The sequence below is a fragment of the Arthrobacter sp. 35W genome, assembly GCF_000482545.1.
Taxonomy (GTDB): domain Bacteria; phylum Actinomycetota; class Actinomycetes; order Actinomycetales; family Micrococcaceae; genus Specibacter.
Genome location: NZ_KI519454.1, coordinates 1599693 through 1624025 on the forward strand (window position 1 = coordinate 1599693; position 24333 = coordinate 1624025).

Annotated in this window: 21 protein-coding genes and 1 pseudogene; 5 read left to right on the top strand and 17 right to left on the bottom strand. The window is 68.0% G+C overall.

Annotated elements, in window-relative coordinates; all coding sequences use genetic code 11:
- The first annotated feature begins 63 nt into the window (after window positions 1-63).
- Window positions 64-960, top strand: a complete 897-nt coding sequence (locus K254_RS0106900; protein WP_026554739.1) for a putative RNA methyltransferase — start codon at window positions 64-66, stop codon at window positions 958-960.
- Here K254_RS0106900 and yczE read toward each other — a convergent pair.
- Entirely contained in the window at window positions 914-1588 is a 675-nt protein-coding gene (gene yczE / locus K254_RS22230; RefSeq protein ID WP_081709947.1) for a membrane protein YczE, read from the bottom strand. The two genes, K254_RS0106900 and yczE, sit on opposite strands and share 47 nt — an antisense overlap.
- 72 nt (window positions 1589-1660) lie before the next feature.
- On the opposite strand from yczE, the gene yczR reads away from it, so the two are divergent.
- From yczR to K254_RS0106925, 4 genes are all read left to right on the top strand, one after another.
- Entirely contained in the window at window positions 1661-3058 is a 1398-nt protein-coding gene (gene yczR, locus K254_RS0106910) for a MocR-like transcription factor YczR (protein WP_231391775.1), read from the top strand.
- A 56-nt stretch (window positions 3059-3114) separates the two neighbouring features.
- Window positions 3115-3606, top strand: coding sequence for an NfeD family protein (locus K254_RS0106915; RefSeq protein WP_026554741.1), 492 nt, complete (start codon window positions 3115-3117; stop codon window positions 3604-3606).
- Between the two features lie 114 nt (window positions 3607-3720).
- Window positions 3721-4737: an SPFH domain-containing protein gene (locus K254_RS22235; RefSeq protein WP_081709948.1), complete on the top strand. Its 1017-nt coding sequence runs from the start codon at window positions 3721-3723 to the stop codon at window positions 4735-4737.
- 272 nt (window positions 4738-5009) lie between these two features.
- Window positions 5010-5357, top strand: coding sequence for an RNA polymerase-binding protein RbpA (locus tag K254_RS0106925; RefSeq protein WP_026554742.1), 348 nt, complete (start codon window positions 5010-5012; stop codon window positions 5355-5357).
- Between the two features lie 80 nt (window positions 5358-5437).
- On the opposite strand, the gene K254_RS0106930 is transcribed toward K254_RS0106925, so the two are convergent.
- The 16 genes and pseudogenes from K254_RS0106930 to K254_RS0107005 form a co-directional block, all read right to left on the bottom strand.
- Window positions 5438-6172 carry a polyprenol monophosphomannose synthase gene (locus K254_RS0106930; protein WP_026554743.1) on the bottom strand — a complete coding sequence of 245 codons (735 nt, stop codon included), beginning with the start codon at window positions 6170-6172 and terminating at the stop codon, window positions 5438-5440.
- 450 nt (window positions 6173-6622) lie between these two features.
- Window positions 6623-8290, bottom strand: a complete 1668-nt coding sequence (locus K254_RS22240; RefSeq protein ID WP_051388943.1) for an amidohydrolase — start codon at window positions 8288-8290, stop codon at window positions 6623-6625.
- 53 nt (window positions 8291-8343) lie between these two features.
- A complete protein-coding gene (locus K254_RS0106940) occupies window positions 8344-11262 on the bottom strand; it encodes a DEAD/DEAH box helicase (protein ID WP_026554744.1) in 2919 nt (972 codons plus the stop codon).
- A gap of 18 nt (window positions 11263-11280) precedes the next feature.
- Window positions 11281-12075 (bottom strand): twin-arginine translocase subunit TatC, encoded by a 795-nt coding sequence (gene tatC, locus K254_RS0106945; protein WP_026554745.1) that lies wholly within the window; start codon window positions 12073-12075, stop codon window positions 11281-11283.
- 47 nt (window positions 12076-12122) lie between these two features.
- The gene (tatA, locus tag K254_RS0106950; protein WP_026554746.1) at window positions 12123-12407 is read right to left on the bottom strand and encodes a Sec-independent protein translocase subunit TatA; all 285 of its coding nucleotides are present in this window, start codon (window positions 12405-12407) and stop codon (window positions 12123-12125) included.
- A gap of 21 nt (window positions 12408-12428) precedes the next feature.
- Entirely contained in the window at window positions 12429-12821 is a 393-nt protein-coding gene (locus K254_RS0106955; RefSeq protein WP_026554747.1) for a hypothetical protein, read from the bottom strand.
- 9 nt (window positions 12822-12830) lie between these two features.
- Complete coding sequence (locus K254_RS0106960) at window positions 12831-14864, bottom strand: helix-turn-helix transcriptional regulator (protein ID WP_026554748.1); 2034 nt, start codon at window positions 14862-14864, stop codon at window positions 12831-12833.
- Window positions 14865-14951: 87 nt separating this feature from the next.
- Window positions 14952-15350: an FKBP-type peptidyl-prolyl cis-trans isomerase gene (locus tag K254_RS0106965; protein WP_026554749.1), complete on the bottom strand. Its 399-nt coding sequence runs from the start codon at window positions 15348-15350 to the stop codon at window positions 14952-14954.
- A gap of 57 nt (window positions 15351-15407) precedes the next feature.
- Entirely contained in the window at window positions 15408-16367 is a 960-nt protein-coding gene (locus tag K254_RS0106970; RefSeq protein ID WP_026554750.1) for an FKBP-type peptidyl-prolyl cis-trans isomerase, read from the bottom strand.
- 149 nt (window positions 16368-16516) lie between these two features.
- Window positions 16517-17881, bottom strand: coding sequence for a Pup--protein ligase (gene pafA, locus K254_RS0106975; protein ID WP_026554751.1), 1365 nt, complete (start codon window positions 17879-17881; stop codon window positions 16517-16519).
- A 2-nt stretch (window positions 17882-17883) separates the two neighbouring features.
- Window positions 17884-18615: a proteasome subunit alpha gene (prcA, locus tag K254_RS0106980; protein WP_026554752.1), complete on the bottom strand. Its 732-nt coding sequence runs from the start codon at window positions 18613-18615 to the stop codon at window positions 17884-17886.
- 1 nt (window position 18616) lies between these two features.
- Complete coding sequence (prcB, locus tag K254_RS0106985; protein WP_051388945.1) at window positions 18617-19441, bottom strand: proteasome subunit beta; 825 nt, start codon at window positions 19439-19441, stop codon at window positions 18617-18619.
- An 8-nt stretch (window positions 19442-19449) separates the two neighbouring features.
- A complete protein-coding gene (locus tag K254_RS0106990) occupies window positions 19450-19656 on the bottom strand; it encodes a ubiquitin-like protein Pup (RefSeq protein ID WP_026554754.1) in 207 nt (68 codons plus the stop codon).
- 65 nt (window positions 19657-19721) lie between these two features.
- On the bottom strand, window positions 19722-21317 hold the full coding sequence (gene dop, locus K254_RS0106995; RefSeq protein WP_051389151.1) for a depupylase/deamidase Dop: 1596 nt from the start codon (window positions 21315-21317) through the stop codon (window positions 19722-19724).
- A gap of 14 nt (window positions 21318-21331) precedes the next feature.
- Window positions 21332-23017: pseudogene (arc, locus tag K254_RS0107000) on the bottom strand (proteasome ATPase); the annotation flags it as partial.
- A gap of 230 nt (window positions 23018-23247) precedes the next feature.
- Window positions 23248-24315 (bottom strand): tRNA (adenine-N1)-methyltransferase, encoded by a 1068-nt coding sequence (locus tag K254_RS0107005; protein WP_051388946.1) that lies wholly within the window; start codon window positions 24313-24315, stop codon window positions 23248-23250.
- Window positions 24316-24333 lie beyond the last annotated feature (18 nt).

The following is a 24333-nucleotide window of genomic DNA, read 5'->3' on the forward strand; positions in this document are numbered from 1 at the left end:
ACGCTGCGGCACCGGAAGAGGAGTGCGGAAGTGGAGTGCGGAAGTGGAGCCTAGGATGGATGGATGGAACCAGCCGCCGTTGCCGCCCTCATTTGCCCCGTCTGCGCGGAGGAATTTGCCCCGCCCGCCGTTGGTGGCTCGGCCCTGGTTTGTGGGGACGGCCACTCCTTTGACGTGGCCCGCCAGGGCTATGTCAATCTGCTCAGCGGGGCTGGCACACACTTCCTTCCGGACACGGCGGCCATGGTCGCAGCGCGGGACGAGTTCCTGGCGGCGGGCCACTATGCGCCCCTCGCGGCCAAGCTGTCCGACGTCGTTGTGGCGCGGCTGGAGAAGACCGGGCCCGGCCACGATCCCCTGGTGGTGGATGCCGGCACCGGCACGGGCTACTACCTGCACGAGCTGGCAGCGCAGTCCGCGGCCAGGGGCCTGGATCTGCGCGCCGTGGCCATGGACATCTCCAAGTTCGCCCTGCGCCGCGCTGCCCGCGCCAATCCTGCGGCGGCAAATGTCGTTTGGGACCTCTGGAAGCCGCTGCCCCTCGCTGCCGGCTGCGCCGACGCCGTCATGGTGGTGTTCGCCCCGCGCAATGCAGCGGAATTTGCCCGGATCCTCCGCCCGGGCGGCACGGTGGTGGTGGTGACGCCGCTGCCGGGACACCTCGCTGCGGTGGCCTCCGCCACGGGCATGCTGGGTGTGCAGCCGGACAAGGAGGAGGCGCTGGTGGCGGCCATGTCCGGCTGGTTCCGGCCCGGGCCGGTCCACACCCTGGAGTACCAAGTGGAATTGGACCGCGCCGATGTGGCGCGGGTGGCCCTGATGGGGCCGGCCGGACACCACCTCGACGCCGATGCCGTGGCCCACAAGGTGGCGGAACTGCCGGCGGCCTCCGAGGTGGAGGCCGCCTTCAGGATCAGCGAGTTTGAACTGCTCCCGCCGCAGGAATGGGTGAAGGGCTAGGCTCCACGGCCTGGGCCTGCTTGCCGTGCAGGTCCACGTGCAGCCAGCGCAGTGTCAGCTGGGTCAGGGGGCCGACGCCGGCGGCGAAGACTGCGGTGCCGATCCCCACCACGCCGCCGAGCAGGAATCCGGCAATCACCACCGTCAGTTCGATGCCGGTGCGGATCATCCAGACCGGCCGTCCCGTGGCCCGGACCAGGCCCGTCATGAGCCCATCGCGGGGGCCGGGGCCCATGCCGGCACCGATGTACAGCGCCGTCGCAAAGGCCAGCAGCACCAGACCTGCGGCAAACATGGCCCCCTGGCCCACCCAGAAAGTGGCCTCGGGCAGCAGGGCCAATCCGATGTCGGCGAACACGCCAATCAGCAGCGTGTTGGCCACGGTGCCCATGCCGGGGCGCTGGCGCAGTGGAATCCACAGCAGCAGGACGCCCACACTGATGATGGTGGTGCAGATCCCGAAGCTCAGACCGGTGGTGTGGGCCAGTCCCTGGCTGAAGACATCCCACGGCGAGGCGCCAATGTTGGCGCGGATCATCAGGGCGATGGCGATGCCGTAGGCAAAGAGGCCGACGAGAAGCCGAGTGGTGCGCAGTGCGAGGTTTCTGGAGGTCAGGAGGTTTGGCATGATTCCAGTTTTACCCAAACTGGCCTTCCCTGATAGTGCCAATTCGCCTAATGTGGCCTTATGAGTTCCTTGGTGACTGCCCGACGATTGGCCCGCGACCTCGGCGAGTGGCGCACCGCGGGGCCCGCCTACCGCACCCTCGCAGACAGGGTCCGCGTGCTGTTGATGGACGGCCGGCTCTCCAGTGGGCACCGCCTCCCGGCTGAACGGGAGCTGAGCCAGGCGCTGGGCGTCAGCCGCACCACTGTGGCCGCGGCCTATGCCAAACTCCGCGACGATGGCTATCTGCTCAGTGTGCGCGGTTCCGGCAGCACGCTGGCCCTGCCCGGCGGCCAACGCGGCAGCCAACCGCTGGAGACCGGGCTGGCGCTGGATTTCACCAAGGCCACGGCCCCCGCCTACCCGGGGCTGGCCGCCGCCTACCAACAGGCCGCCGAGCAGCTGCCGCGCTATCTGGGCCACGACGGCTTCGACATGACGGGGCTGCCGGAGCTGCGCGAGGCCATCGCTGCCAGCTATGACGCCCGCGGACTGCGGACCTCCCCGGACCAGATCATGGTCACCATTGGCGCCCAGCATGCACTGTCGCTGTTGACGGCCACGCTGTACTCCCCCGGTGAGCGGATTCTGGTGGAGCAGCCCACCTACCCGCACGCCCTCGACACCTTCTCGGCCGCCGGGGCCCGGCTGCTGGCGCTGCCGGTCAGCGCCGAATCCGGCTGGGACATGGCGGCTGCGCAATTGCAGATCCGCCGCTCCGCCCCGAGCATGGCGTTTCTGATGCCGGACTTCCACAACCCCACGGGTTTGTCGCTGGACGTCGAGGACAGGGCCCGGCTCACCGCCGCCGCCCAGCGCGAGGGGACGGTGCTGGTGGCCGATGAGACCACCGCGTGGCTGGACATCGACCGCGGCCCGCTCCCGCCGTTGGCTTCATTCTCGGGACAGGTGGTCACCCTCGGCTCCTTGGGCAAGCTGGCCTGGGGAGGACTGCGCATCGGCTGGATCCGGGCCCCGCGGGAGCTCCTGGCCCGCGTGCTGCGCAACCGCCCGTCCATGGATCTGGGCACACCCTTGTTCGAGCAGCTGGTGGCGACCATCCTGATGCGGGACCTGCCTGCCATGATGGCCAACCGCGCCCTGGGCCTGCGCCGGGGCCGGGACACGCTGGTGGGCCTGTTGGCCGAACACATCCCGCAGTGGGAGGTGCACGTGCCCGATGGCGGGCTGTCGCTGTGGATCAACACCGGCACCGTCTCGACGTCGGCCCTTGCCCTGGCGGCGCGGGCGGAGGGCCTGGCAATCGTCCCCGGCCCCCGGTTTGGCCTGGACGGCGCCTTTGAACGCTACCTGCGGCTGCCCTTTGCCTATCAGAGCGACCAGTTGGCCGAGGGTGTCCAGATCCTGGCCGACGTGGCCACCAGAGTGGGCTCCAGTCCCCTGCGGATGCCTCTCCAGGCCGTTATCTGAGGCACCGGCGGGGATGCGTAGTAGGCTGAAAGCACATTCAGTTTCTAGGGGGAACAATGTACGAATGGTTGGTTCAGAACGCGTGGATCCTCTGGCTCTCGCTCTTCCTGCTGCTGGCAGTGATCGAGATGCTGACGTTGGATCTGTACTTCATTCTGATGTCCGCCGGCGCACTTGCCGCTGCCATCGCCTTCCTGCTTGGCGCCCCTTTCTGGTTGCAGATCGTCGTCTTCTCCGTCGTGGCCATCGCGATGACCATCTTCGTGCGCCCGGTTGCGATAGCCCACCTGCGCAAGGGCCCGCGTGAGCAGCGCACCAACATCGACAGGCTGATCGGGCACAGCGCCGTCGTCGTCTCCCCCGTGAGCGCCGACGGCGGTCTGGTCAAGATCGGCGGCGACACCTGGACGGCACGGATCCGCACCGGCGAACTCCTGCCCGTGGGCCAGGACGTGGAGGTGGCTGCCATCGAGGGCGCGACGGCGATCGTTGTGCTGCGCGGCACCTCCGCATCGCCGGACTCCTCCGCAACAGCCGCCGGCCACTAGCCTCCGCCGCCGCGGACCATCCGGCGGCAGTGGCCATCGGGGCACCACCCTTTACGACTTGTGCCGGCGGAACCCGCCCGCGCGTAGCTCCAACTCTAGGAAACGAGGCGAAATATGGACCCCAACGCAGGGGGCGTGGCACTGACCATAGTGCTGCTGGTCCTGGTCATCTTTGTGGTGATCGTTCTTGTCAGATCCGTGCGGATCATTCCGCAGGCGCGGGCCGGCGTGGTGGAGCGGCTGGGCAAGTACCAGCGCACGCTCAGCCCCGGGTTGACGGTGCTGATCCCCTTCGTGGACCGGCTGCTGCCGCTGTTGGATCTGCGCGAACAGGTGGTGTCCTTTCCGCCGCAGCCGGTGATCACTGAGGACAACCTGGTGGTCTCCATCGATACGGTGGTGTACTTCCAGGTCACGGATCCGCGGGCGGCCACCTATGAAATCGCCAACTACATCCAGGCCGTCGAGCAGCTCACCACCACCACCCTGCGCAACGTGGTCGGTGGCCTGAACCTCGAAGAGGCACTGACCTCCCGCGACCAGATCAACGGCCAGCTGCGCGGCGTGCTTGACGAGGCCACGGGCCGCTGGGGCATCCGTGTCAGCCGCGTGGAGCTGAAGGCCATTGACCCGCCCCTGTCCATCCAGGATTCCATGGAGAAGCAGATGCGTGCCGAGCGCGACCGCCGCGCCGCGATCCTCACGGCCGAAGGCACCAAGCAGTCCGCCATTCTGACCGCCGAGGGTGAGCGCCAGTCCGCGATCCTCAAGGCCGAGGGTGATGCCAAGGCTGCGATCCTGCGGGCCGACGGCGAATCCCAGGCCATCCAAAAGGTCTTCGGTGCCATCCACAAGGGCAATCCGACGCAGAAGCTGCTGGCCTACCAGTATCTGCAGACGCTGCCGAAGATCGCCAATGGAACGGCCAACAAGCTCTGGATCATCCCCTCCGAGGTTGGCGAAGCCTTGAAGGGCATCGGCTCCGTGCTGGGCACGGCGACCGCGGACGCTCCGTTCACCCCGGGGGAAGACGCCGCGGCGCCGGCGGAACCGTCGTCGGAACCCACTCTGGGCAAGCCGGCTGCAGCGCCGGACTACCCGCAGGCTCCCCCGGTCGAACCCGGACAGTAGCAGCCCCGAACAGCCCAGCGGACGGCCACCAAGGCCGTCCGCTGGGCTGTCCTGCGGGCCGGGCGTCGTATAATGGATAACCGCGCCCATTGAACGGTTGCCGGCCCCAGAGGCCGGCCCGGCTGGCCGCGCAAAGAGTTCAGGAACAAGGCGACGCAGACATGCGTTGAACCAATTGACGTTAGTGGCTCCAGGGGCGGACAACCGCCGCCCCGGGGCCGTCACTGCAGCGGCCGCATCCGCGGACGCTGCGAATGAAAGAGGGAGAAGTCATGAGCGATCGCAGCCTTCGGGGTATGCGTTTGGGCGCCCAGAGCATGGAGACCGAATCCGGCGTTGAGCCGGCGCCCCGCCAGCGGGTCGAGTACCGCTGCGCCGACGGCGAGCAGGTCTTTGTCACGTTCTCGTCCGAGGCCGAGATCCCCCCGGTCTGGGTATCCAAGACCGGCAAGGAAGCCCTCCTGGTCAACGGCGAAAAGCCGGTGGACTCCAACGAGAAGCCGGTGCGTACGCACTGGGACATGCTGCTGGAACGCCGCAGCGTGCCCGAGCTGGAGCAGATCCTCGCGGATCGGCTGACGATTCTGCGCGAACGCCGCGGCCAGGCCGCCAAGGCCTAGGTCATTGAACGAAGGAAGGGCCCGGGAACCACATGGTTCCCGGGCCCTTCCTTCGTTCAAGGCCTTATCCTGCCGGAGTGCTACGCGGACTTCTTGCCGAAGAGCTTGTTCCAGCGCGCCGTCAGACCCCACTTGGTGACGTTGACGATGGCTTCCTGGACGATGTTGCCGCTCATCTTCGACGCACCGAACTCGCGCTCCACAAAGGTGATCGGCACCTCCACGATGCGCAGGCCCAGCTGGGCGACGCGCCAGAGCATGTCCACCTGGAAGCCGTAGCCAACGGAGTCCACCTTGGCCAGGTCCAGAGCCTCAAGGGTGCTGCGGCGGAAGGCTCGGTAGCCACCGGTGATGTCGCGGACGCTGACGCCCAGCAGAATGCGGGAGTACAGGCTGCCGCCGCGGGAGAGCACCTTGCGGTGCAGCGGCCAGTTGACCACCTTGCCGCCCGGAACCCAGCGGGAGCCGAGCACCAAATCGGCGCCCTGCTCGATGGCGTCCAGCAGAAGGGGCAGCTGCTCGGGCTTGTGTGAGCCGTCGGCATCCATCTCAACGAGTACGTCGTAGCCCGCGTCCAGACCCCACGCGAAGCCGGCCAGATAGGCGGCGCCGAGGCCTTCCTTGCCCTTGCGGTGCAGGACGTGGACGTTGGGGTCCGAGGCGGCAAACTCGTCGGCCAGGGCCCCGGTGCCGTCCGGGCTGTTGTCATCTGCGATCAAGACGTCCGAATCGGGGACTGCTGCACGCAGCCGGGCCAAGGTCTTGGGCAGCGACTCGAGCTCGTTGTAGGTGGGGATGATGGTGAGGACACGCACGTATGGGTGCCTTTCATTGCTGGTGACGTGGCGGCTTGGCCAGCCACGTGAGGACTGTTGCACGGTCTACGGCGCATCGCTGGAGTGCGGCACGGGCCAAGGAACCATTATACGGGGAATGGGGGGACGGGTTCACGCGCCTTCGGGCCACCCGCGGACGCCCAGTGGGCGGCCGCGGCTGTTTTCTACTGACGCGTGAACCAATCCAGGTGCCAGGCTGGGCCCAGCACAACTCCCCCACGTCCATGGTGGTCCGCTGGCCGCACTGGTGCGGGCGGGCGGGGAAGGCGGTGCCTGCTCTGGCCGGGTCCGGGGATTGGTTCATCCATCCGAGCCCGTTGAAGTACGATCCTGCCGCTCCGGCGTGGTGCTGTCAACGAGCCCCTGACCTGCGGCGATGTGCATTGGCGCAGGTCAGCGGCCAGGTGGTGCCGGCAGAATTTTGCGTAACTATTTGCTGCCGGTCTCCGCTGCGGCCCCGCCCACGGCGTCGCGCACAGTGTAGCCCTCGGTGGCGAAGAGGCTCCGGCCCCGGTGCACGGTGGCCAGTGCCCGCGGGTCGTTCTCCGTGTCCAGGGCAGGCAGCAGCGGCGTCCGGGCGCGCGGATCGGTGCTCCAGGACTGCACGCGCTCATCGGCAACCTGCACCATGAGCTCCTCCACCTCCCACACGGCGAAGCTCGCCGGCGCCCCCGGGGCCAGCTGGCCCATCATGGGGTTGCGTTCACGCGCGGCCCGCCACCCTGCTCTGGTGTGTCCGATGAAGGCGGCACGGGCCGAGATGCGCTGGGCACCGTTGTGGTGCATCAGGGCCGCACGCACGCTGGCCCAAGGGTTCAGCGGCGTCACCGGGGCATCGGAGCCGAAGCAGATGGGGACGCCGGCCGCGAAGTAGGACGCGATGGGGTTCAGGGCCTGGGCGCGTTCGGCACCCAGACGGCGCTCGTAGAGGGCACCGGGGCCGCCCCAAAGCGCGTCGAACATGGGCTGGACGGAGACGGTGACGGAGTGCGCCGCGAGGGCCGCAATGGCGCCGGCATCGGCCATCTCGGCGTGTTCGATCCGGTGGCCGGCAGCCCGCACCTTGTCCAGGCCAACCCGGGCCGCCGCCAACTCCAGGCCGCGGACAACGACGTCCATGGCGGCGTCGCCGATGACGTGGAAGCCTGCCTGCAGACCCAGCTCGGAGGTGGCCGCCAAGTGGTCGGCGACGGCGTCCAGGTCCAGGTAGGCGGTGCCGTGCACACCGGGCGCGTCGGCGTACGGGCTGCGCAGCAGGGCCGAACGGGAGCCGATGGAGCCGTCAATGTTCAGATCGCCGGCCAGCCCAAGAACGGGCGTGCCGAGCTCGGCCAGCAGCGTGCGGGCCTCGTCGGTGCTGCGGACGGCCTGCCCCCAATAGGGCAGCACCTCAACGCTCGCATGCTCCGTTGAGGAGGAAATGGCGGCCAGCGATGCCAGATCCGCTGCGGAACCCACATGCGGGGCGGCCATCTCGGCCAGCGCCACGTAGCCTGCTGCGGCCGCGGCATCGAGGGCGCGGCGCTGCACGCGGCTGCGCTCTGCCGGGTCGAGGCGGCGGGCCTGGGCGCGGGCGGCGTGGTGGGCCTCCCGGACCACCAGCCCGTCCCCCAGCCAGCCGTCCAGGGCCGCCAGGCCGCCCTGCTCGGCGAGGGTTCCCGAGACGACGGCGGAGTGCACATCCACCCGGGCCAGGTAGACGGCGCGTCCGGGTGCGGCACGCTCCAGCTCCGCGGACGTCGGCGGGCGGCCCTCGGGCCAGGTCGACTCGTCCCAGCCGTGGCCAAGGATGATGCCGGCATCGACGTCGGCAGCCGCGGCCACCAGGTCCAACGCCTGGGCGAGGGTGCTGGTGACGGAGAGGTCAAGCGATTCCAGGGCCAGCCCGGTTTCGGTGACATGGACGTGGGAGTCAACGAAACCGGGCGTGATCAGGGCGCCGGCGAGATCGATGATCTGCATGCGCGAATCTGCCAGCGAGGTGGCGGCGTGCTCGCCGCCCACCCACGCCACAGTGTCCCCATCCACCAGCATGGCGGTGGCGAGGGGGTCGGCCGCGCTGTAGACGGAACCGTTGCGGTAAAGGGTCAATGACATGGTGGTGCTGTCCTTTCACATGCTGAAAATCTGGGGCTGGCCTGAAGGCCTGGCTATTCGCCCACGGAGGAGTAGGCCACCACGCCGCGGCGCACTGTGTCGATGGCCTGCACGCAGAGCCGGCCGAAGCCCGGGGCCATGCCGGGGACCTTCGCCAGCTGGTCCAGCAGGTCGATCACCTGCTTGGCCCAGCGCACAAAGTCGCCCGCGGCCAGATCGGTGCCCTCCAGAACCTGCTGGAGGTGCTTGCCGCGGGCCCACTTGTACATCGGCCAGACCAGGCCCAGCTCCGGCTCGCCTGTCAGGGGCAGCTTGTGCGCCTCCTCGACGTCCTGCAGCACCGACCATTGGCGGACCACCGTGTCCACGGCGGTCTCCAGTGAGACACTGGGCATCCGGGGGCGCAGACCGCGTTCCTCGCGCTTGGCCTGGTAGACCAGGGTGGCGGCGGCGCAGGCAAGTTCAACGGCGTCGAGGTCGTCAAAGGCGCCCTCGCGCAGGCACAGGGCCACCAGCAGATCCTTCTCGCCGTACACGCGCCGCAGCCGCTGGCCGTCGGCGCTGGGCCGCAGCGACCCGGCGTCGTCCATTTCGGCAAACCCGAAGGAGGAGAGCACCTCGCACACGCGGTCGAACGTCTTGGCAATGGTGTTGGTGCGGCCCTGGATCTGCCGCACCAGGGCGTCCGTCTCCCGGCGCAGCTTCCACCAGCGCTCCGACCAACGGGCGTGGTTCTCCCTGTCGCTGCAGCCGTGGCAGGGGTGGGACCGCAGCTCGCGCCGGAGAGCGGCGATGGCCTCTTCCTGCTCGGCCGTGGACGTGCGCAGCACGAAGCCGCCGGTCCGCTTGGCGCCGGCCCGCTCGCCAGGCTCGGCGCGCAGCGCATGCACCACCGCAGCCAGCAGATCCCGGCGGTCCTTGGCAACCTTGGCGTTGAAGGCCTTGGGGACCCGGACCTTGACCAGCGTCGACACCGGGCCGTCGAGGTCGTGGATGCTCAGCCGGCGGACCTGCTTGTCCATGGTCAGGATGGTGGGCCGCGGCTCGTGGGCGTACTCATCCGCGGCCAGCACCACGGCGTGGCCTGGCGCACGCCCGGCGGGGACGTCGACGACGTCGCCGGGGCGCAGGCTGGCCAGCGAGTCCTCCACGGCGGAGCGGAGCTGGCGGGACTTCTGCCGCGAGGCGGCGTCCTCCAGGTCGCTGATGCTGCGCCGCAGATTGGCGTATTCGGTGAAGTCCCCCAGGTGGCAGGTCATCGACTTCTCGTAGCCGGCCAGGGATTCCTCACGGGAGCGCACCTGCCTGGCCAGCCCCACCACGGAGCGGTCCGCCTGGAACTGGGCAAAGGAGGATTCAAGGATGTCGCGGGAGCGGGCGCGGCCGAACTGCGCCATGAGGTTGATGCTCATGTTGTAGGTGGGCCGGAAGCTGGAATTCAGCGGGTAGGTCCGGCGCGAGGCCAGGCCGGCGACGGCGGCCGGATCCGTGCCGGGCTGCCACAGGACGACGGCGTGGCCCTCGACGTCGATGCCGCGCCGTCCCGCACGTCCCGTCAACTGGGTGTACTCCCCCGCCGTGATGTCCACGTGGGCCTCGCCATTGTACTTCTCCAGCTTTTCCAGCACCACCGAGCGGGCCGGCATGTTGACGCCCAGGGCCAGGGTTTCGGTGGCGAAGACGGCACGGACCAGACCGTCGGCAAAGAGCTTCTCCACCACTTCCTTGAACGTGGGCAGCATGCCGGCGTGGTGGGCGGCCAGGCCGCGCAGCAGTCCGTCGCGCCAGCCCCAATAGCCCAGCACCTCGCGGTCGTCCACGGGCAGATCGGCGCAGGCCTCGTCCACCCGGCGCGCAATCTCGTGCTGCTCATCGTCGGTGGTCAGCCACAGGCCGGCGTCGGCGCACTGCTTCACGGCGGCATCGCAGCCGGCGCGGGAAAAGATGAAGGTGATGGCCGGCAGCAGATCCGCCCGTTCCAGGGCGGTGATGACCTGGGCGCGGGTGGCCTTGCGGACCACGCTGCGGTTCTGCGCGGGCGCGTCGTTGCGGGAGTTGCGGGAGGCCTTGTCCCGGCGCACCTGGCGTCCACCGTGGCCGTAGCGGCCGCGGTAGTTGGAGGTGGACTCGGAGCGGGCCAGGCGCAGCAGCTCGGGGTTGACGTCCCATTCGCGCCCTGACGGCACGGCTTCAAACGGCGCGGCATCCTGTGCAGGCTCCCCCGCGGCATCCGTGGCTGCGCGGTCCTGCGCCAGCGGGAGCTGGTCGAAGGACGTGTCCGAGGCGAAGAGGTCCACGATGTCGCGCGAAACCATCACATGCTGCCACAGCGGCACAGGGCGGTGCTCCGAGACGATCACATCCGTGTCGCCGCGGACGGTGTCCAGCCACGCACCAAATTCCTCGGCGTTGGAGACTGTGGCGCTCAGGGAGGCCAGCTGCACCTCGCTGGGCAGGTGGATGATGACCTCTTCCCAGACGGCGCCGCGGAACCTGTCCGCAAGGTAGTGGACCTCGTCCATCACTACGAAGGCGAGGTCGTCCAGGGCCTCAGAGTCCGCGTAGAGCATGTTCCGCAGGACCTCGGTGGTCATGACCACGATGGAGGCATCGCCGTTGATGTTGGTGTCGCCGGTCAGCAGGCCGACATTCTCGTGGCCGTACTTGTCCGCCAATTCGGCATACTTCTGATTGCTCAGGGCCTTGATGGGGGTGGTGTAGAACGCCTTGCGTCCCTTGGCAAGGGCCAGATAGACGGCAAACTCGCCAACGATGGTTTTCCCTGCCCCCGTGGGAGCGGCCACCAGAACTCCGCGCCCGGCCTCCAGCGAGGCACAGGCGCGGGCCTGGAAATCATCCAACTCGAAACCGAAGGTTTCCTTGAACGCGCCATAGCGCGTCCGGGCCTCGGCGCTGCGGGTCTTTGCCGCACGGTAGCGGTCAGATGGTGAGGGCTGTGCGGGCTCAGACATGCTCCAAGCCTACGTTAGCTAGAGCTGCCCAAGTTCCGTCAACGGTGTTGCGTGGTCGGCTGTGGCGCCCGTCTCCTCGGCCGTCTTGGCGATCTTCCGATCGCGGCGCTTGTCATTGAGCATGCACAGCCCAATGGCGCCGAAATACAGTGCCAGCAGCGGTGCCGCCAGGAAGAACATCGAGAAGGCATCGGCGCCCGGTGCGGCCATGGCCGAGACAAGGGTGACGGCCAGGATGGTGATGCGCCAGGCCTTGAGCATGGTCCGTCCGCGGACCAGCCCCATGGCGTTGACGCCAACCAGCACCACGGGCACCAGGAACGAGATGCCCATGAACAGCATCAGCTGCATCACGAACTGCATGTAGTCCGTGGCGTGGATGATGTTGGAGCCGCCGGTGGGGGTGAAGGAGGTCAGGGCATGCACGATGTTGGGCATGATCAGCCAACCGGTCCAGATGCCTGCGGCAAAGAGCGGGATGGCGGCGAACATGTACGCCAGCGTGTAGCCGCGTTCCTTCTTGGTCAGACCGGGGGTGATGAACGCCCACAGCTGGTAGATCCACACGGGCGAGGAGAAGATGGCACCCAGGAAGATGGAGGCCTGGATCTTCAGATCGAACGAGGTGGAGACGCCATCAAAGTTCAGGGAGGCGACAACGCCGCGGTCCCTGCTGATGGCCATGATGGGCTCGGCGACGTCGGTGAACAGGCGGTCATACATGATCCAGCCTGCGACGGCGCCGAGCACCAAGGCGATGGCACATTTGAAGAGCCTGTTGCGCAGCTCAATCAGGTGGTCCTTGAGGGCCATCCGACCCTCAGGGTTGGCTTTGCGGCCCTTCGAAGTGCTCACTGTGCCTAGGCGGGGTTGTTCGTGCCGTTGGTGGTACCTTCACCGGGGTTGCTGGTACCGGCCTGCGGCGGGTTGTTGACGATCTTGCCCTCTACGGGGGCCTCGGTGGAGGCGGTCGGAGCGTCCGGCGTCTTGCCGTCGTTCTTCATTTCCTTCACCTCGGACTTGATGATGCGCATGGACTGGCCCAGGCTGCGCGCCATTCCGGGGAGTTTGGGGGCTGCGAACAGCAAAACGACCACAATGATAATGATCAAGAGCACCCAGGGGTTCTCAAATACACGACCCACGATAAGTCCTTTCCTTTTGGTTCATCCTACGTCTTTTAAAGCATTGATGTCGCGCAAGGATTGGAGCTGTCCACGCTCACTCCTGCGGGCGACGCGCCGAAGCCGTCGCGCGGAGATCCGGGCGTCCTTGGCAGCAACGTAATCATCCTTCATTTGCTCAGGCGACGCAAAAACCGCCGAGCCAGGTGACGGTGTCCCGCCATGTTCGGCAGCGGTTTTCTCCGCCGCACGCCGCAGGGCTTCAAGTTCCCCTGCCCTGGCCCGTTGATAGGCGCCCAATTGCGCACCAGCGTCCTCGAACGCCGAGAGTGTGCGCATCATGCGCCGCCACAGCCAGAGCCCCAGCAGGGCGATGTAGACCAGGGACAGCGCTGTGAGTGCTATCCAAATGACTATCCACGACCACCAAGGCATTGTGACAGTCTAACTGCCGGTTCCTGGTGCGGCGTCCTGGCCCGCCGTGCCCTCTGTGCCGGCATCCAGTGGCCGCGCGGCGTAGCCGGCAAGCGCTTCCCCAAGCCACGCGTCCACCGCATCCACGACGGCCGGCGGAGAGGCCACACGGCCGCCGCCGCCGAGCTGGGCCACGAGGGCGGCTATCACGGGCGGACGCGAGGTGCGGATGCGCACGGCCGTGCCGCCGCCGGCCAACGGCGCGACGGCGTCCGCCGAATAGGCGTCGGCCACCCAGGCTGCGCGCCGGGCCAGGACCAACACCACCTCGACATCGTCGCTGGAGGGCGTGAACAGCCGCGAGGGCACCGGGCCGTCCAGGGCCACACCGCGGTCCGGTGCCTGCTCCCCCGTGGCCGCCAGCGCCGTGATGCCGCTGAGCCGGAAGGTCCGCTGGCCCTCGGCCAGGCGGCACCAGGCCTGGACGTACCAGCGCGAGTCCACGGAGAACACCCGCAGCGGCTCGATGGTGCGCTCGGTGGGCGCCGCGCCGTCGTCCTTCACGTAGGTGATGTGGGCGCAGCCGTGCGTGCGCACCAGCTCCTGCAGCGTGGTGATGGTCTCCAGCGGCGCATCCGCGGTGATCCGGGCCTCAACGGCGTTGGCCAGCCAGGCCTGGTCGCCGGCTATCGCCAGGACGTCCGCCTGCACCTTGTCCAGCACGGCGCCGCCGTCGGCGCTGGGCAGGGACCGCAGGGCCGCCAGCCCCACCAGCACCGCGCACGCTTCCTCCTGGGTGAGCCGCAGCGGCCGCGTCAGTTCCTGGGGGTCGAGGATGAAGACCACCCCGTCCTCCCAGCCGACGTCGATCAGATCGCCGTGGTAGCCGCCGGGCAGCCCGCAGACCGAGAGCAGGCCGAGGTCCGCCTCCAGCTCCGCGGCGGTGATGCCGAATTCGGTGGCCACGGAAGCGGCCTCGATGCCCGGGTTCTGCAGCAAGTACGGGACCATGTCCAGCAGTCTGCGCAGGCGGTCCTCGGTGCTCGCCCGGGATCTGGCCGGCGCCGGCTTGCCGGGAAACGCGAAGTCCACCAGCGCACCTGCTGCGGCCTCGGCCGCGCCCGTGAGCCGGTCCAGAACATCGCTGCGGAGCTGTTCCGGCGCGACGACGACGGCGGCCGGCCCCAACGCGGCGAGGGTCGCTGCCATCAGCTCCGGCTCGCGGTAGTGCAGTGTCAACCGGTCCCAGCCCGGCGCCGGGGCGGGCGCCACAACGGCGTCTTCACGAAGCCGTGCGGCGGTGCCCTCGGCAACGTCCACGATGGCCGTGGATTCGGTGCCGGTGCCCAGCGCGTCAAGGACCGTGGCAATGTCAAAGTCCTCGGGGCGGGCAAAGGTGGTCTTGGCGTCGACCTCGACGTCGCTGGTGATCCGCGAGAGGCGGAAGAGGCGCTGGCCGCCCGTGGGGATGTCGCGGCCGCTCAGGTACCACTGGCCGTACTTGTTGCCCAGGCCCCACGGCTGGACGTGGCGGGCCGAGTCCTCGCTGCGGTGCGGGCCGCGGTAGTTGAAGCGGACCGGATGCTGGCCGCGCAGGGCCTCCCACAAGCCGTCAAAGGCCGGCTCCTCGGTGCGGATGCGGGATTGGACGGCCCCGCCGTCGCCGGCCGGGAGGCCGCCGCTGACGGTCTCCAGCTTGCGCAGCGCGCGGACGGCGGCAGAGCCCAGGGAGGCCTGCTCCCAGACCTGGGCGGCCAGCTGGACGACGGCGAGCCCGGCGGCATCCAACCGGATCTCCGGCAGCCGGTATTCCTTGGGGTCGATGCGGTAGAGCCAGGAATTCACATCATCGGCCAGCGGATCCGGGGCCGAGCTGATGGGGATGCCAAGCTTCTTCAGGTAGACCTTGTCGCGCTCAAACATGCGGCCGAAGGCCTCGTTGGAGGCGTTGGCATCGTAGCCGCGGATGTTTTCACGCAGGTAGTCCCTGTCCCGGCCGCGGCGGGTGCCCAGCAGGGCAAGGACCAGATTCAAATACCGCTCGGTAGTCGTATTGGCAGACACTTGGCCAGCGTACTAGAGGCGGTGCATTAAGACGCAAGGGCGCCCCGGACCATGGTCCGGGGCGCCCTTGCTGGTGGTTCAATGGCGCTAGGCGCGCACGCCCACCAGGTCAACGACGAAGATCAGTGCCTCGTTGGGGCCGATGGCTCCACCGGCACCGCGCGGGCCGTAGGCCAGCTCGGAGGGGATCTCCAGGCGGCGGCGGCCGCCAACCTTCATGCCCAGCAGGCCCTGGTCCCAGCCTTGGATGACCTGGCCGACGCCCACGCGGAAGTCCAGCGGCGCGCCGCGGCCCCAGGAGGAGTCGAATTCTTCACCGGTGGAGAAGGCAACGCCCACGTAGTGGGTGGACACGGTGTTGCCGGGCTGGGCCTCGGCGCCGGTGCCCTCGATGAGGTCCTCGATGACCAGTTCGGTCGGGACGCCGTGGCTGGGGAATTCGATCTCCGGCTTCTGGCGGTCGTATTCACGTGCTCCGAAAGACATGTTGCTCCTTAGTGCTGGATTGTGCTGGTCGTGCAGATGCTGTTGAAAAAGCGGGTGCTACTGGATACCGAGGATATCAACCACGAAGACCAGGTCGCCGGAGGCCTTGCCGCTGCCGGCGTCGCCGTAGGCCAGGTCCTTGGGGATGACCAGCAGGACGCGGGAACCGACGGTCTTGCCCTCCAGGCCCTGGGTCCAGCCCTTGATGACACCCGTCAGCGGGAAGGTGGCCGGCTTGCCGGAAGCAAAGCTGGAGTCGAAGATCTCCCCGCCCACGAAGTTCACGCCCACGTAGTTGGCGACGATGGAATCGCTGGTCTTCAGCGCTTCGCCCTTGCCCTTGATCAGGTCCTGGGACACCAGGGCGGTGGGGGCTGCTGCGTCGCCAATGGTGATGACCGGAACGCCCTTGTCATCTTCCTTGACGGTCGGCAGGCCGGCCGGCGGGGTGACGACGTCGCCCTCGGGCTTGGTCAGCGGGGCGGCGATGTCCTTGGCGGACTCGATGTAGAAGACGCTCAGGGTGCCGGGCTGGGCGGCCTGGCTCGGAGCGGCGGTGCTGCCCTCGACGGCGGGGCTGCCGGGGGTGGCGTAGCCAACGTAGGAGCCAACCTTGGCACCCACGAACGTGCCGTAGACCAGCGGGTACTGGCTCTTGAAGTCGGCGTTGAAAATCAGGGTCTGGCCGGCCGCGGCAGTGAAGTTCTCACCCAGGGCGGTGCCGTCGTCGGCCTGCACCGCGATCTGGCGCAGCACGACGGACTGCCCGTCCTTGACGACGTCGCCGTCGCCGCTGGTGAGGACCTTGATCGACTCCGCCTCGATGGCCAGCGGCTTGTCGAAGTCAACTGCCGGAGCCTTGCCGGCCTCGCCGGGGGTGGCCTTGACCGAGTCGAAGACCTCGGCGTGGGCGGACGGCAGGCTGGCGGTGGACGAGGACGACGCGGCGTCCGGAGAGCCGCTGCAGGCGGTGAGCAACAGCAGCGCGGGAAGAACGATGGCAAGAATGCGGCGCACAGTGACACTTTCGTTGGCGAAGATGGAGTGGCCGTGCCGGCAGCGAAGTGCGCAGGGCCGCGTCCAGCTTAGCCATGGAACCTGAAAGTTGCCTGTTTGTGAGTGACCGTGACCAATATTCAGGCCGAATTGCTAGCCAGGTCGAATCGCTACTCGATTGAGCGGATGAGGGCATCCACGCGCTCATCCTCGTTGGCGAAGGGATCCTTGCACAGAATGGTCTGGTGCGATCTGTCGTTGAGCTTCAGGTGCACCCAGTCCACGGTGTAGTCCCGGCCGGCCTCCTGGGCGCGGCGCACAAAGTCGCCGCGCAGCTTGGCCCGGGTGCTCTGCGGCGGCATATCCACGGCGGCCTTGATGTCGACGTCGGTGCTGACCCGCGCCGTCGAGCCGCGCATCTCCAGCAGGTTGAACAGGCCCCGCGCCGGGGAGATGTCGTGGTAGGTCAAATCCAGCTGGGCGATCCTGGCGCTGCCGTAGTCCAGCCCGTTCCGGGCGGCATAGCCGTCCAGCAGCTTCTTCTTGATGGCCCAGTCGATCTCCGTGTCGATGCCGGAGATGTCCTGGCTCTCGATCGCATCCAGCGTCCGCGCCCACAGATCCAGGATCCTGGGGACCAGATCGTTGTGTGCACCCTCGCGCGCCACGAAGGCCGTGGCCTTCTCCAGGTACTCGCGCTGGATCTCCAACGCCGTCATGGTGCGCCCGTTGGCCATTTTCACCAGGCACCGGCCGGTGAGGTCGTGGGAGACCTCGCGGATGGTCCGGATGGGGTTCTCCATGCGCATGTCGCGCATGATGGCCCCGGACTCCACCATCCGCAGGATGAGGTCCACGGTGCCGACCTTGAGCATGGTGGTGGTCTCGGACATGTTGGAATCGCCCACAATCACATGCAGGCGGCGGAAGTACTCGGCGTCGGCGTGCGGCTCGTCGCGGGTGTTGATGATCGGCCGCGACCGGGTCGTCGCCGAGGACACGCCCTCCCAGATGTGGTCGGCCCGCTGGGAAAACGAGTAGCCGGCGCCCTGGGCCGCCGGCTGCACCTTGCCGGCGCCGGCAATCATCTGCCGGGTCACCAGGAATGGGATGAGGATCTCGGCCAGCCGGGTGAACTCGCCCCTCCGCGGGATCAGGTAGTTCTCGTGGCTGCCGTAGGAGTTGCCGGCGGAGTCCGTGTTGTTTTTGAACAGGTAGACCCGGCCGTCGAAACCCTCCTGGTGCAGGCGCGTCTCGGCCTCCTGGACCAGGTCATTGAGGATCAGCTCGCCGGCCCGGTCGTGCGCGATGAGCTGGGCGATGCCGTCGCACTCGGCCGTGGCATACTCCGGGTGCGAGCCCACGTCCAGATACAGCCGGGAACCGTTGGTGAGGAACACATTGGAGGAACGGCCCCAGCTGACCACCTTGCGGAACAGGTAGCGGGCCACCTCCTCCGGCGACAACGGGCGCGACGCCGGGCTGGAGTACGCGATGCCGAATTCGGTTTCGATGCCAAAGATTCTGCGGTCCATGCTCAATCCCCTTCCCGGGTTGTGAGGATCTCGTCGACTTCCGGATCGCTGAGCCGGCGGAAGGCCCGTGCGATGCCCCTGTTGGTCTCCGAATTGCGCTCCAGCAGGGCCACCTCGAGGTTGGCAGCGGCCAAGACGCCGTCTCCTCCGCGGGGGGCCACAGCCCGTCCTGCGGCCAGGGCCGCGACGGCGAGACGGACGCTCTGGGCGAAGGTGGCACCGGCCGCCCAGCCGGCCGCCACGGTGTCCTGGACGGCTTCGGCCTGGCCGCCCATGGCGATGAATCCGGGTTCGTCGGCAATGGAGCCATCAAAGGTGAGGCGGTAGATGTGGTCGCCGTCCTGGTGCGGAGCCACCTCGGCGACGGCCAGCTCCACCTCGAAGGGCTTCTGCTCGGCCGTGAAGACGGCGCCCAGGCTCTGGGCGTAGACGCTGGCCAGACCGCGGGCCGTGACGTCCTCACGGTCGTAGGAGTAGCCGCGGACGTCGGCGTAGCGCACGCCGGCCTGGCGCAGGCTCTCGAATTCGTTGTACTTGCCCACCGCGGCGAAGGCGATCTTGTCGTAGATCTCACCGATCTTGTGCAGCGATGGGGAGGGGTTCTCGGCCACCAGGGCGATGCCGTCGGCGGCACTGATGACCACCACCGAACGGCCGCGGGCAATGCCCTTGCGCGCAAAGTCCGCGCGGTCCTTCATGACCTGTTCGGGCGAGACGTAGAACTGCTGGGTCATCTCAGGCCTCCCGTGCCAGGATGGCGCGTTGGGCCACCACTGCTTCGACGACGGCGGCCAGCTCGCGTTCGCTGACCTTCCGGGCTCCAACGCGTGTCACCGAGTAGACCACCGGCCACAGGCGGCGGACCATGTCCGGCCCACCCGTCGCGGAGTCGTCGTCGGAGGCGTCGAAGAGTGATTCCACGGCCACGGCCAGTGCCGCATCCTCCGTGAGGTTTGGCTTCCACAGCTTTTTCAGCGCCCCGCGGGCGAAGACGGAACCGGACCCCACGGTGTGGTGCTCCAGCTCCTCGTATCGCCCGCCGGTGACGTCGTAGGAAAACACCCGGCCCACCGACCGAACAGTGTCGAAGCCGGCGAAGAGCGGCACCACCGCCAGGCCCTGCAGGGCCATGGGCAGATTGCCGCGCACCATGGCGCCGAGCCGGTTGGCCTTGCCGTCAAGGCTGAGGAGGGTGCCCTCGATCTTCTCGTAGTGCTCCAGCTCGACCTGGAACAGTTTGGTGATGTCCAGGGCGATGCCGGCCGTGCCGGCAATGCCCAGCACCGAGTACTGGTCCGCCGGGAACACCTTTTCGATGTGCCGGCTGGCAATCATGGTGCCCATCGTGGCGCGCCTGTCGCCGGCCATCAGCACGCCGCCGGCAAAGGTCACCGCCACGATGGTGGTGGCATGGGGAACCTCCGGCATGGCGCCCCCGACAGGGAGAGCGCGTCCGTAGGGCAGCAGATCCGGCCGCTGCTGGGCCAGATGCTCGCTGAAGGAAGCCGTTGCGGCGGCGGCTACGGCCGCCGGCGTGTCCACATGCCTGTGCTCCCCCATGGCTGGACCTACTGTCCGCCCTTTTGGATGAAGCCGCGGACAAACTCCTCCGCGTTGGACTCCAGCACGCCGTCGATCTCATCCAGCAGATCATCCAGCCCGGCGGTGGCCGCCTGGGACTGGCCGCTGGGGGCGGCGGGTGCCGGCGCCGCAGCGTCGGGGGCTTCCGTTTCCTCGGCCCGTTGGGGTGCGTTGTGTTGCTCTTGAGCGGCCATGATACTTCCCTTCCGACAAGCCTGATATTCGGCTTCTGGTCCCATCCTGCCACGAGCGGGCAGGATCACTGGCCTTTGAGTGCTGGCAAATCCAACAGCTCCGCCAGGAATGATTCTGCGTCCGGATGGGCGGCGAAAAGCCGCCCCGTGAGAGCCTGGGTGCCCCGCAGCGGTTCCCGTGTGGGCACCCGCCGCAGCCTGCGCTGGCCGGGCAGTTCGAAGATCACCGAGTCCCAGCTGGCCCCCACGATGCTGGCACCGTAGCGCTGGATGCACTGGCCGCGGAAGTACGCCCGCGTGTCGGACGGCGGCTGCCGCACCGCCGCGGCGATGTCAGCATCGCTGACGAGTCGCTCCATCCGGCCGTGGGCCAGCAGGCGGTGGTAGAGTCCCTTTTCCGGGCGCACGTCGCTCCACTGCAGATCGATCAGGCCAAGCCGCGGGTTGTCCCAGCCGAGCGAATCCCGCTGGCGGTACTGCTCCAGCAGACCCAGCTTGGCGGCCCATTCCACCTGGCCGGCCACTGCCTCGGGTCCGCCGGCCAAGCCGGTCAGGACCTGCTCCCAGCGGGCCAGCACCTGGGAGGTGTGTCCGTCGCCGGTCACCGAATCCGAGGCCCCTGTGGCGGCGGCCCGTTTGGCTGCGGCCTCCAGGTACATCCACTGGATGTCCAGCGCCGTCGCCCGGCGGCCGTCGGCCAGCCGGTGCAGCCCGCGCAGCGTCGTGTCGTGGCTGACGGCCCGCAGCGCCTCCACGGGGCCCTGGACCTCCACCTGGGGTGCTTCGCCGTTCTCGATGAGATCCAGCACCAGGGAGGTGGTGCCGAATTTGAGGTAGTTGGAGACGTGGCTGAAATTCGCGTCGCCGATGATCACGTGCAGCCGGCGGTACTTCTCCGCCGTCGCGTGGGGCTCGTCGCGGGTGTTGATGATGGGCCGGCGGATGGTGGTTTCCAGCCCCACCTCGGCCTCGAAGAAGTCCGCCCGCTGGCTGAGTTGGAAGCCCGGCACGGAGCCGTCCTGCCCCTTGCCCACGCGTCCCGCCCCGCAGATCAGGGCACGGGTGGTGAAGAACGGCGTCAGCCCGCGCACAATGTGCGAGAACGGCACCGAGCGCGGCATCAGGTAGTTCTCGTGGCTGCCATAGGACACGGCCTTGTTGTCCGTGTTGTTCTTGTAGAGGTTCACCTCCGGCAGCGCCGGATTGGCCGCGATCTGGCGCACGGCCGCCAGCGCCACCTGGTCCCCGGCGGCGTCCCAACGGACGGCGTCGTACGGGTTGGTGACCTCCGGGGAGGAATACTCCGGATGGGCGTGGTCCACATAGAGCCGCGCACCATTGCCAAGCACCATGTTCATCATCAGCGGACCGGTGCTGCCGTCGTCGTCCAGTTCGCCGCCCTCCAGGGCGATCTGGGCGGCCGTCAGCTCCGGCGGAACGTCGGTGAGCTGGGACGGGTGGGCCGTGTGGCGCGGCACCGTCCAGCCGCGGGCATCTGCGAGGGGATCCTCGTCCGTGTAGTCCCAGCGCGCCTCGCTGCCCCCGGCGGCACGGTCGCCGCTGACCAGAGCATAGGCGTGCACCACCTGGGTGGACAGCCAGGTGGCGTTGCTGCCCGGGGCCGAGGGGGCATGGATCCCGTACTCGGTCTCCGAGCCCATCACGCGCACGGCGGTCACAGGTACTGCCCCGTGTTGGACATGGTCTCCAGCGTCTTGCCCGGCTCCTGTCCGGCCTTGCCCTGCACGATGGTGCGGATGTAGGTGATCCGCTCGCCCTTCTTGCCGGAGATGCGCGCCCAATCGTCGGGATTGGTGGTGTTGGGCATGTCCTCGTGTTCGCGGAATTCATCCACCACTGCGCGGAGCAGGTGGTCGATCCGGATGCCCTTCTCCCCCAGCGTCAGCAGATCCTTGATGGCATACTTCTTGGCCCTGTCGACCACATTCTGGATCACGGCACCGGAGTTGAAGTCCTTGAAGTAGAGCATCTCCGTGTCGCCGTTGGCGTAGGTGACCTCCAGGTACTCATTGGACTTCTCCGTGGAGTACATGGCCTCCACCGTGCGCTGGATCATCGCAGCCACGGTCGCCATCGCATCCCCGCCGTTGGCGGCAATGTCGTCGGCGTGGAAGGGCAGATCCGTGCTGATGTACTTGGCGAAAATGTCAGCTGCGGCCTCGGCGTCGGGGCGCTGGATCTTGACCTTCACATCCAACCGGCCCGGGCGCAGGATGGCCGGGTCGATCATGTCCTCGCGGTTGGAGGCACCGATGACAATCACGTTGTCCAGCCGCTCCACGCCGTCGATCTCGCTCAGCAGCTGGGGCACGATGGTGGTTTCCACATCCGAGGAGATGCCTGTGCCGCGGGTGCGGAACAGCGAGTCCATCTCGTCGAAGAAGACGACGACGGCGCTGCCGTCCGCGGCCTTCTCCCGGGCGCGGGAGAAGATCAGCCGGATCTGGCGCTCCGTCTCGCCCACGTACTTGTCCAGCAGCTCCGGGCCCTTGATGTTCAGGAAGTAGCTCTTCTGGTCGCGCACGCCGGAGCGCTCGGCGGCCCGGGCCGCGAGGGAGTTGGCCACGGCCTTGGCGATAAGGGTCTTGCCACAGCCGGGCGGGCCGTAGAGCAGGATGCCCTTGGGCGGCTTGAGCCCGTGCTCGCGGTAGAGGTCCGGGTGCAGGAAGGGAAGTTCGACGGCGTCGCGGATCTGTTCGATCTGCGGGCCCAGTCCACCGATGTCGGCGTAGGAAATGTCGGGCACTTCCTCCAGGATCAGATTCTCCACCTCGGAGCGCGGAATCTTCTCCAGCCCGTAGCCGGTGCGCGTGTCGACGCTGAGGGCATCGCCCACGCGCAGCTTGATGGCCTGCAGCGCACCGGAGAGGCGGATGACCTTCTCCTCATCGGCACGGCCGGTGACCAGCGCACGGTCCGAGCCCAGCAGCTCCTTGACCGTGACAAGTTCACCCACCCGGTCGAAGCCCAGGGCGGCCACCACCGTGAAGGATTCGTTCAGCAGCACCTCCTGGCCCACGCTGACCTGGCGGATGTTCACCAGCGGGCTGAGCCCCACGCGCATCTTGCGGCCGGAGGTGAAGACGTCAACGCTTTCCTCGGTGGCGGCCATCCCCGATGCACCCGCCGAGGGGTGGCGGCGGGGATTGATCTGCATCAGGGTGCCGAAGCTGTACGGCGCCTGGCCGTCGTTCTCCAGTGCCGTGCGGAGCTTGAGGATCTCTGATTTGGCCGTCTCGAGCATGCTGACCAGCCGGGTGTTGTTCCCGGTGGCGGCGGCCAATTGGCGGTCCAGATTGCGCAGCTTGTCGCGGAGCACATTCAGCGCCCGCTCCGCCGCGGCCTGTTGGGCCGGGCCCGTCGGATAGACGGGACCCGATGGTGCTGGCCCCAAGGGCACAGGCGCCTGCGGTGTGGTCTCCTCGATGCCCATGGCATCCTCTGGGGAGTGTCCGGTTGTCGGTTCGCTCATGATCCTGGTGTCCTTCCCGCTTAGCGCCCTGCGGCACAACGGCCGGCGGTCAAGAAGACCGCCGCCGTTGCTCTAGACCATAGTCCTCTTGGCCCGCATTAGTCCTCTTTTACAGCTTCAACGCTTTCTTCGCCGCGAGTGTTTCGCTGCGTCCGCTTGGTCTGCACCGTGGAGGCGGCGTCGCGGGCGGCGCGGCGGAGCTTGCGGTCCGAGACGGCACGCTCCCCCACGGCCTCGGGGGTCCAGGCGTTCAGATCCTCTTCGCTGAACTCGGCCTTGACCTTCTTCTTCAGGTTCAGGCCGGTGACGCCGTCGGCGAGGCGGCGGGTGACCATCAGGAAGCCGGTGTGGGCCACCATGCGGTGGTCCGGGCGCACGGCCAGGCCCTCCAGGTGCCAGCCGCGGACCATGGATTCCCAGGCGTCGGGCTCGGTGAAGCGGCCGTCGGCGCGGATGGCCTCGGCGGTGCGGGACAGCTGGGTGACGGTGGCAACGTAGTTGATCCACACGCCGCCGGGGGCAAGCACGGTGGCTACAGCGTCGATGCACTCCCAGGGTGCCAGCATGTCCAGGACCACGCGGTCCACGCTGCCGGGGGCCTCCTGGGCCACCACTTCGTCCTGGAAGTCGCCCAGGGAGATCTTCCACGCCGGGTGCGGACCGCCGAAGATGGTTTCCACGTTGCCGCGGGCGATGTCGGCGAACTCCTCACGGCGTTCGAAGGAGTGCAGGTAGCCGCCGTCGCCCACTGCACGCAGCAGCGAGATGGACAGGGCGCCGGAGCCCACGCCGGCCTCAACCACGCGGGCGCCGGGGTAGATGTCCGCCATGGTGACAATCTGGCCGGCATCCTTGGGGTAGACGACGGCGGCACCGCGGGGCATGGAGAGGACGAAGTCGCTCAGCAGCGGGCGCAGGGCCTGGTAGATCTGGCCAACGTTGCTCTCCACCATGGAGCCCTCGGGCTTGCCGATCAGCTCATCGTGGTTCAGGAAGCCCTTGTGCGTGTGGTACGCCGTACCCGGGGTCAGGGTGATGGTGTTCATGCGGCCGCGCTCGTCGGTCAACTGCACGCGTTCGCCCGCCCGGAAGGGACCCCGCCTCACTGCGGCGCCATGAGGTTCCGGCCCCTGCACGGGAGGGGTCGTGGGGGTGTTCTGGCTCATAACTGTTGGATCCGTTCC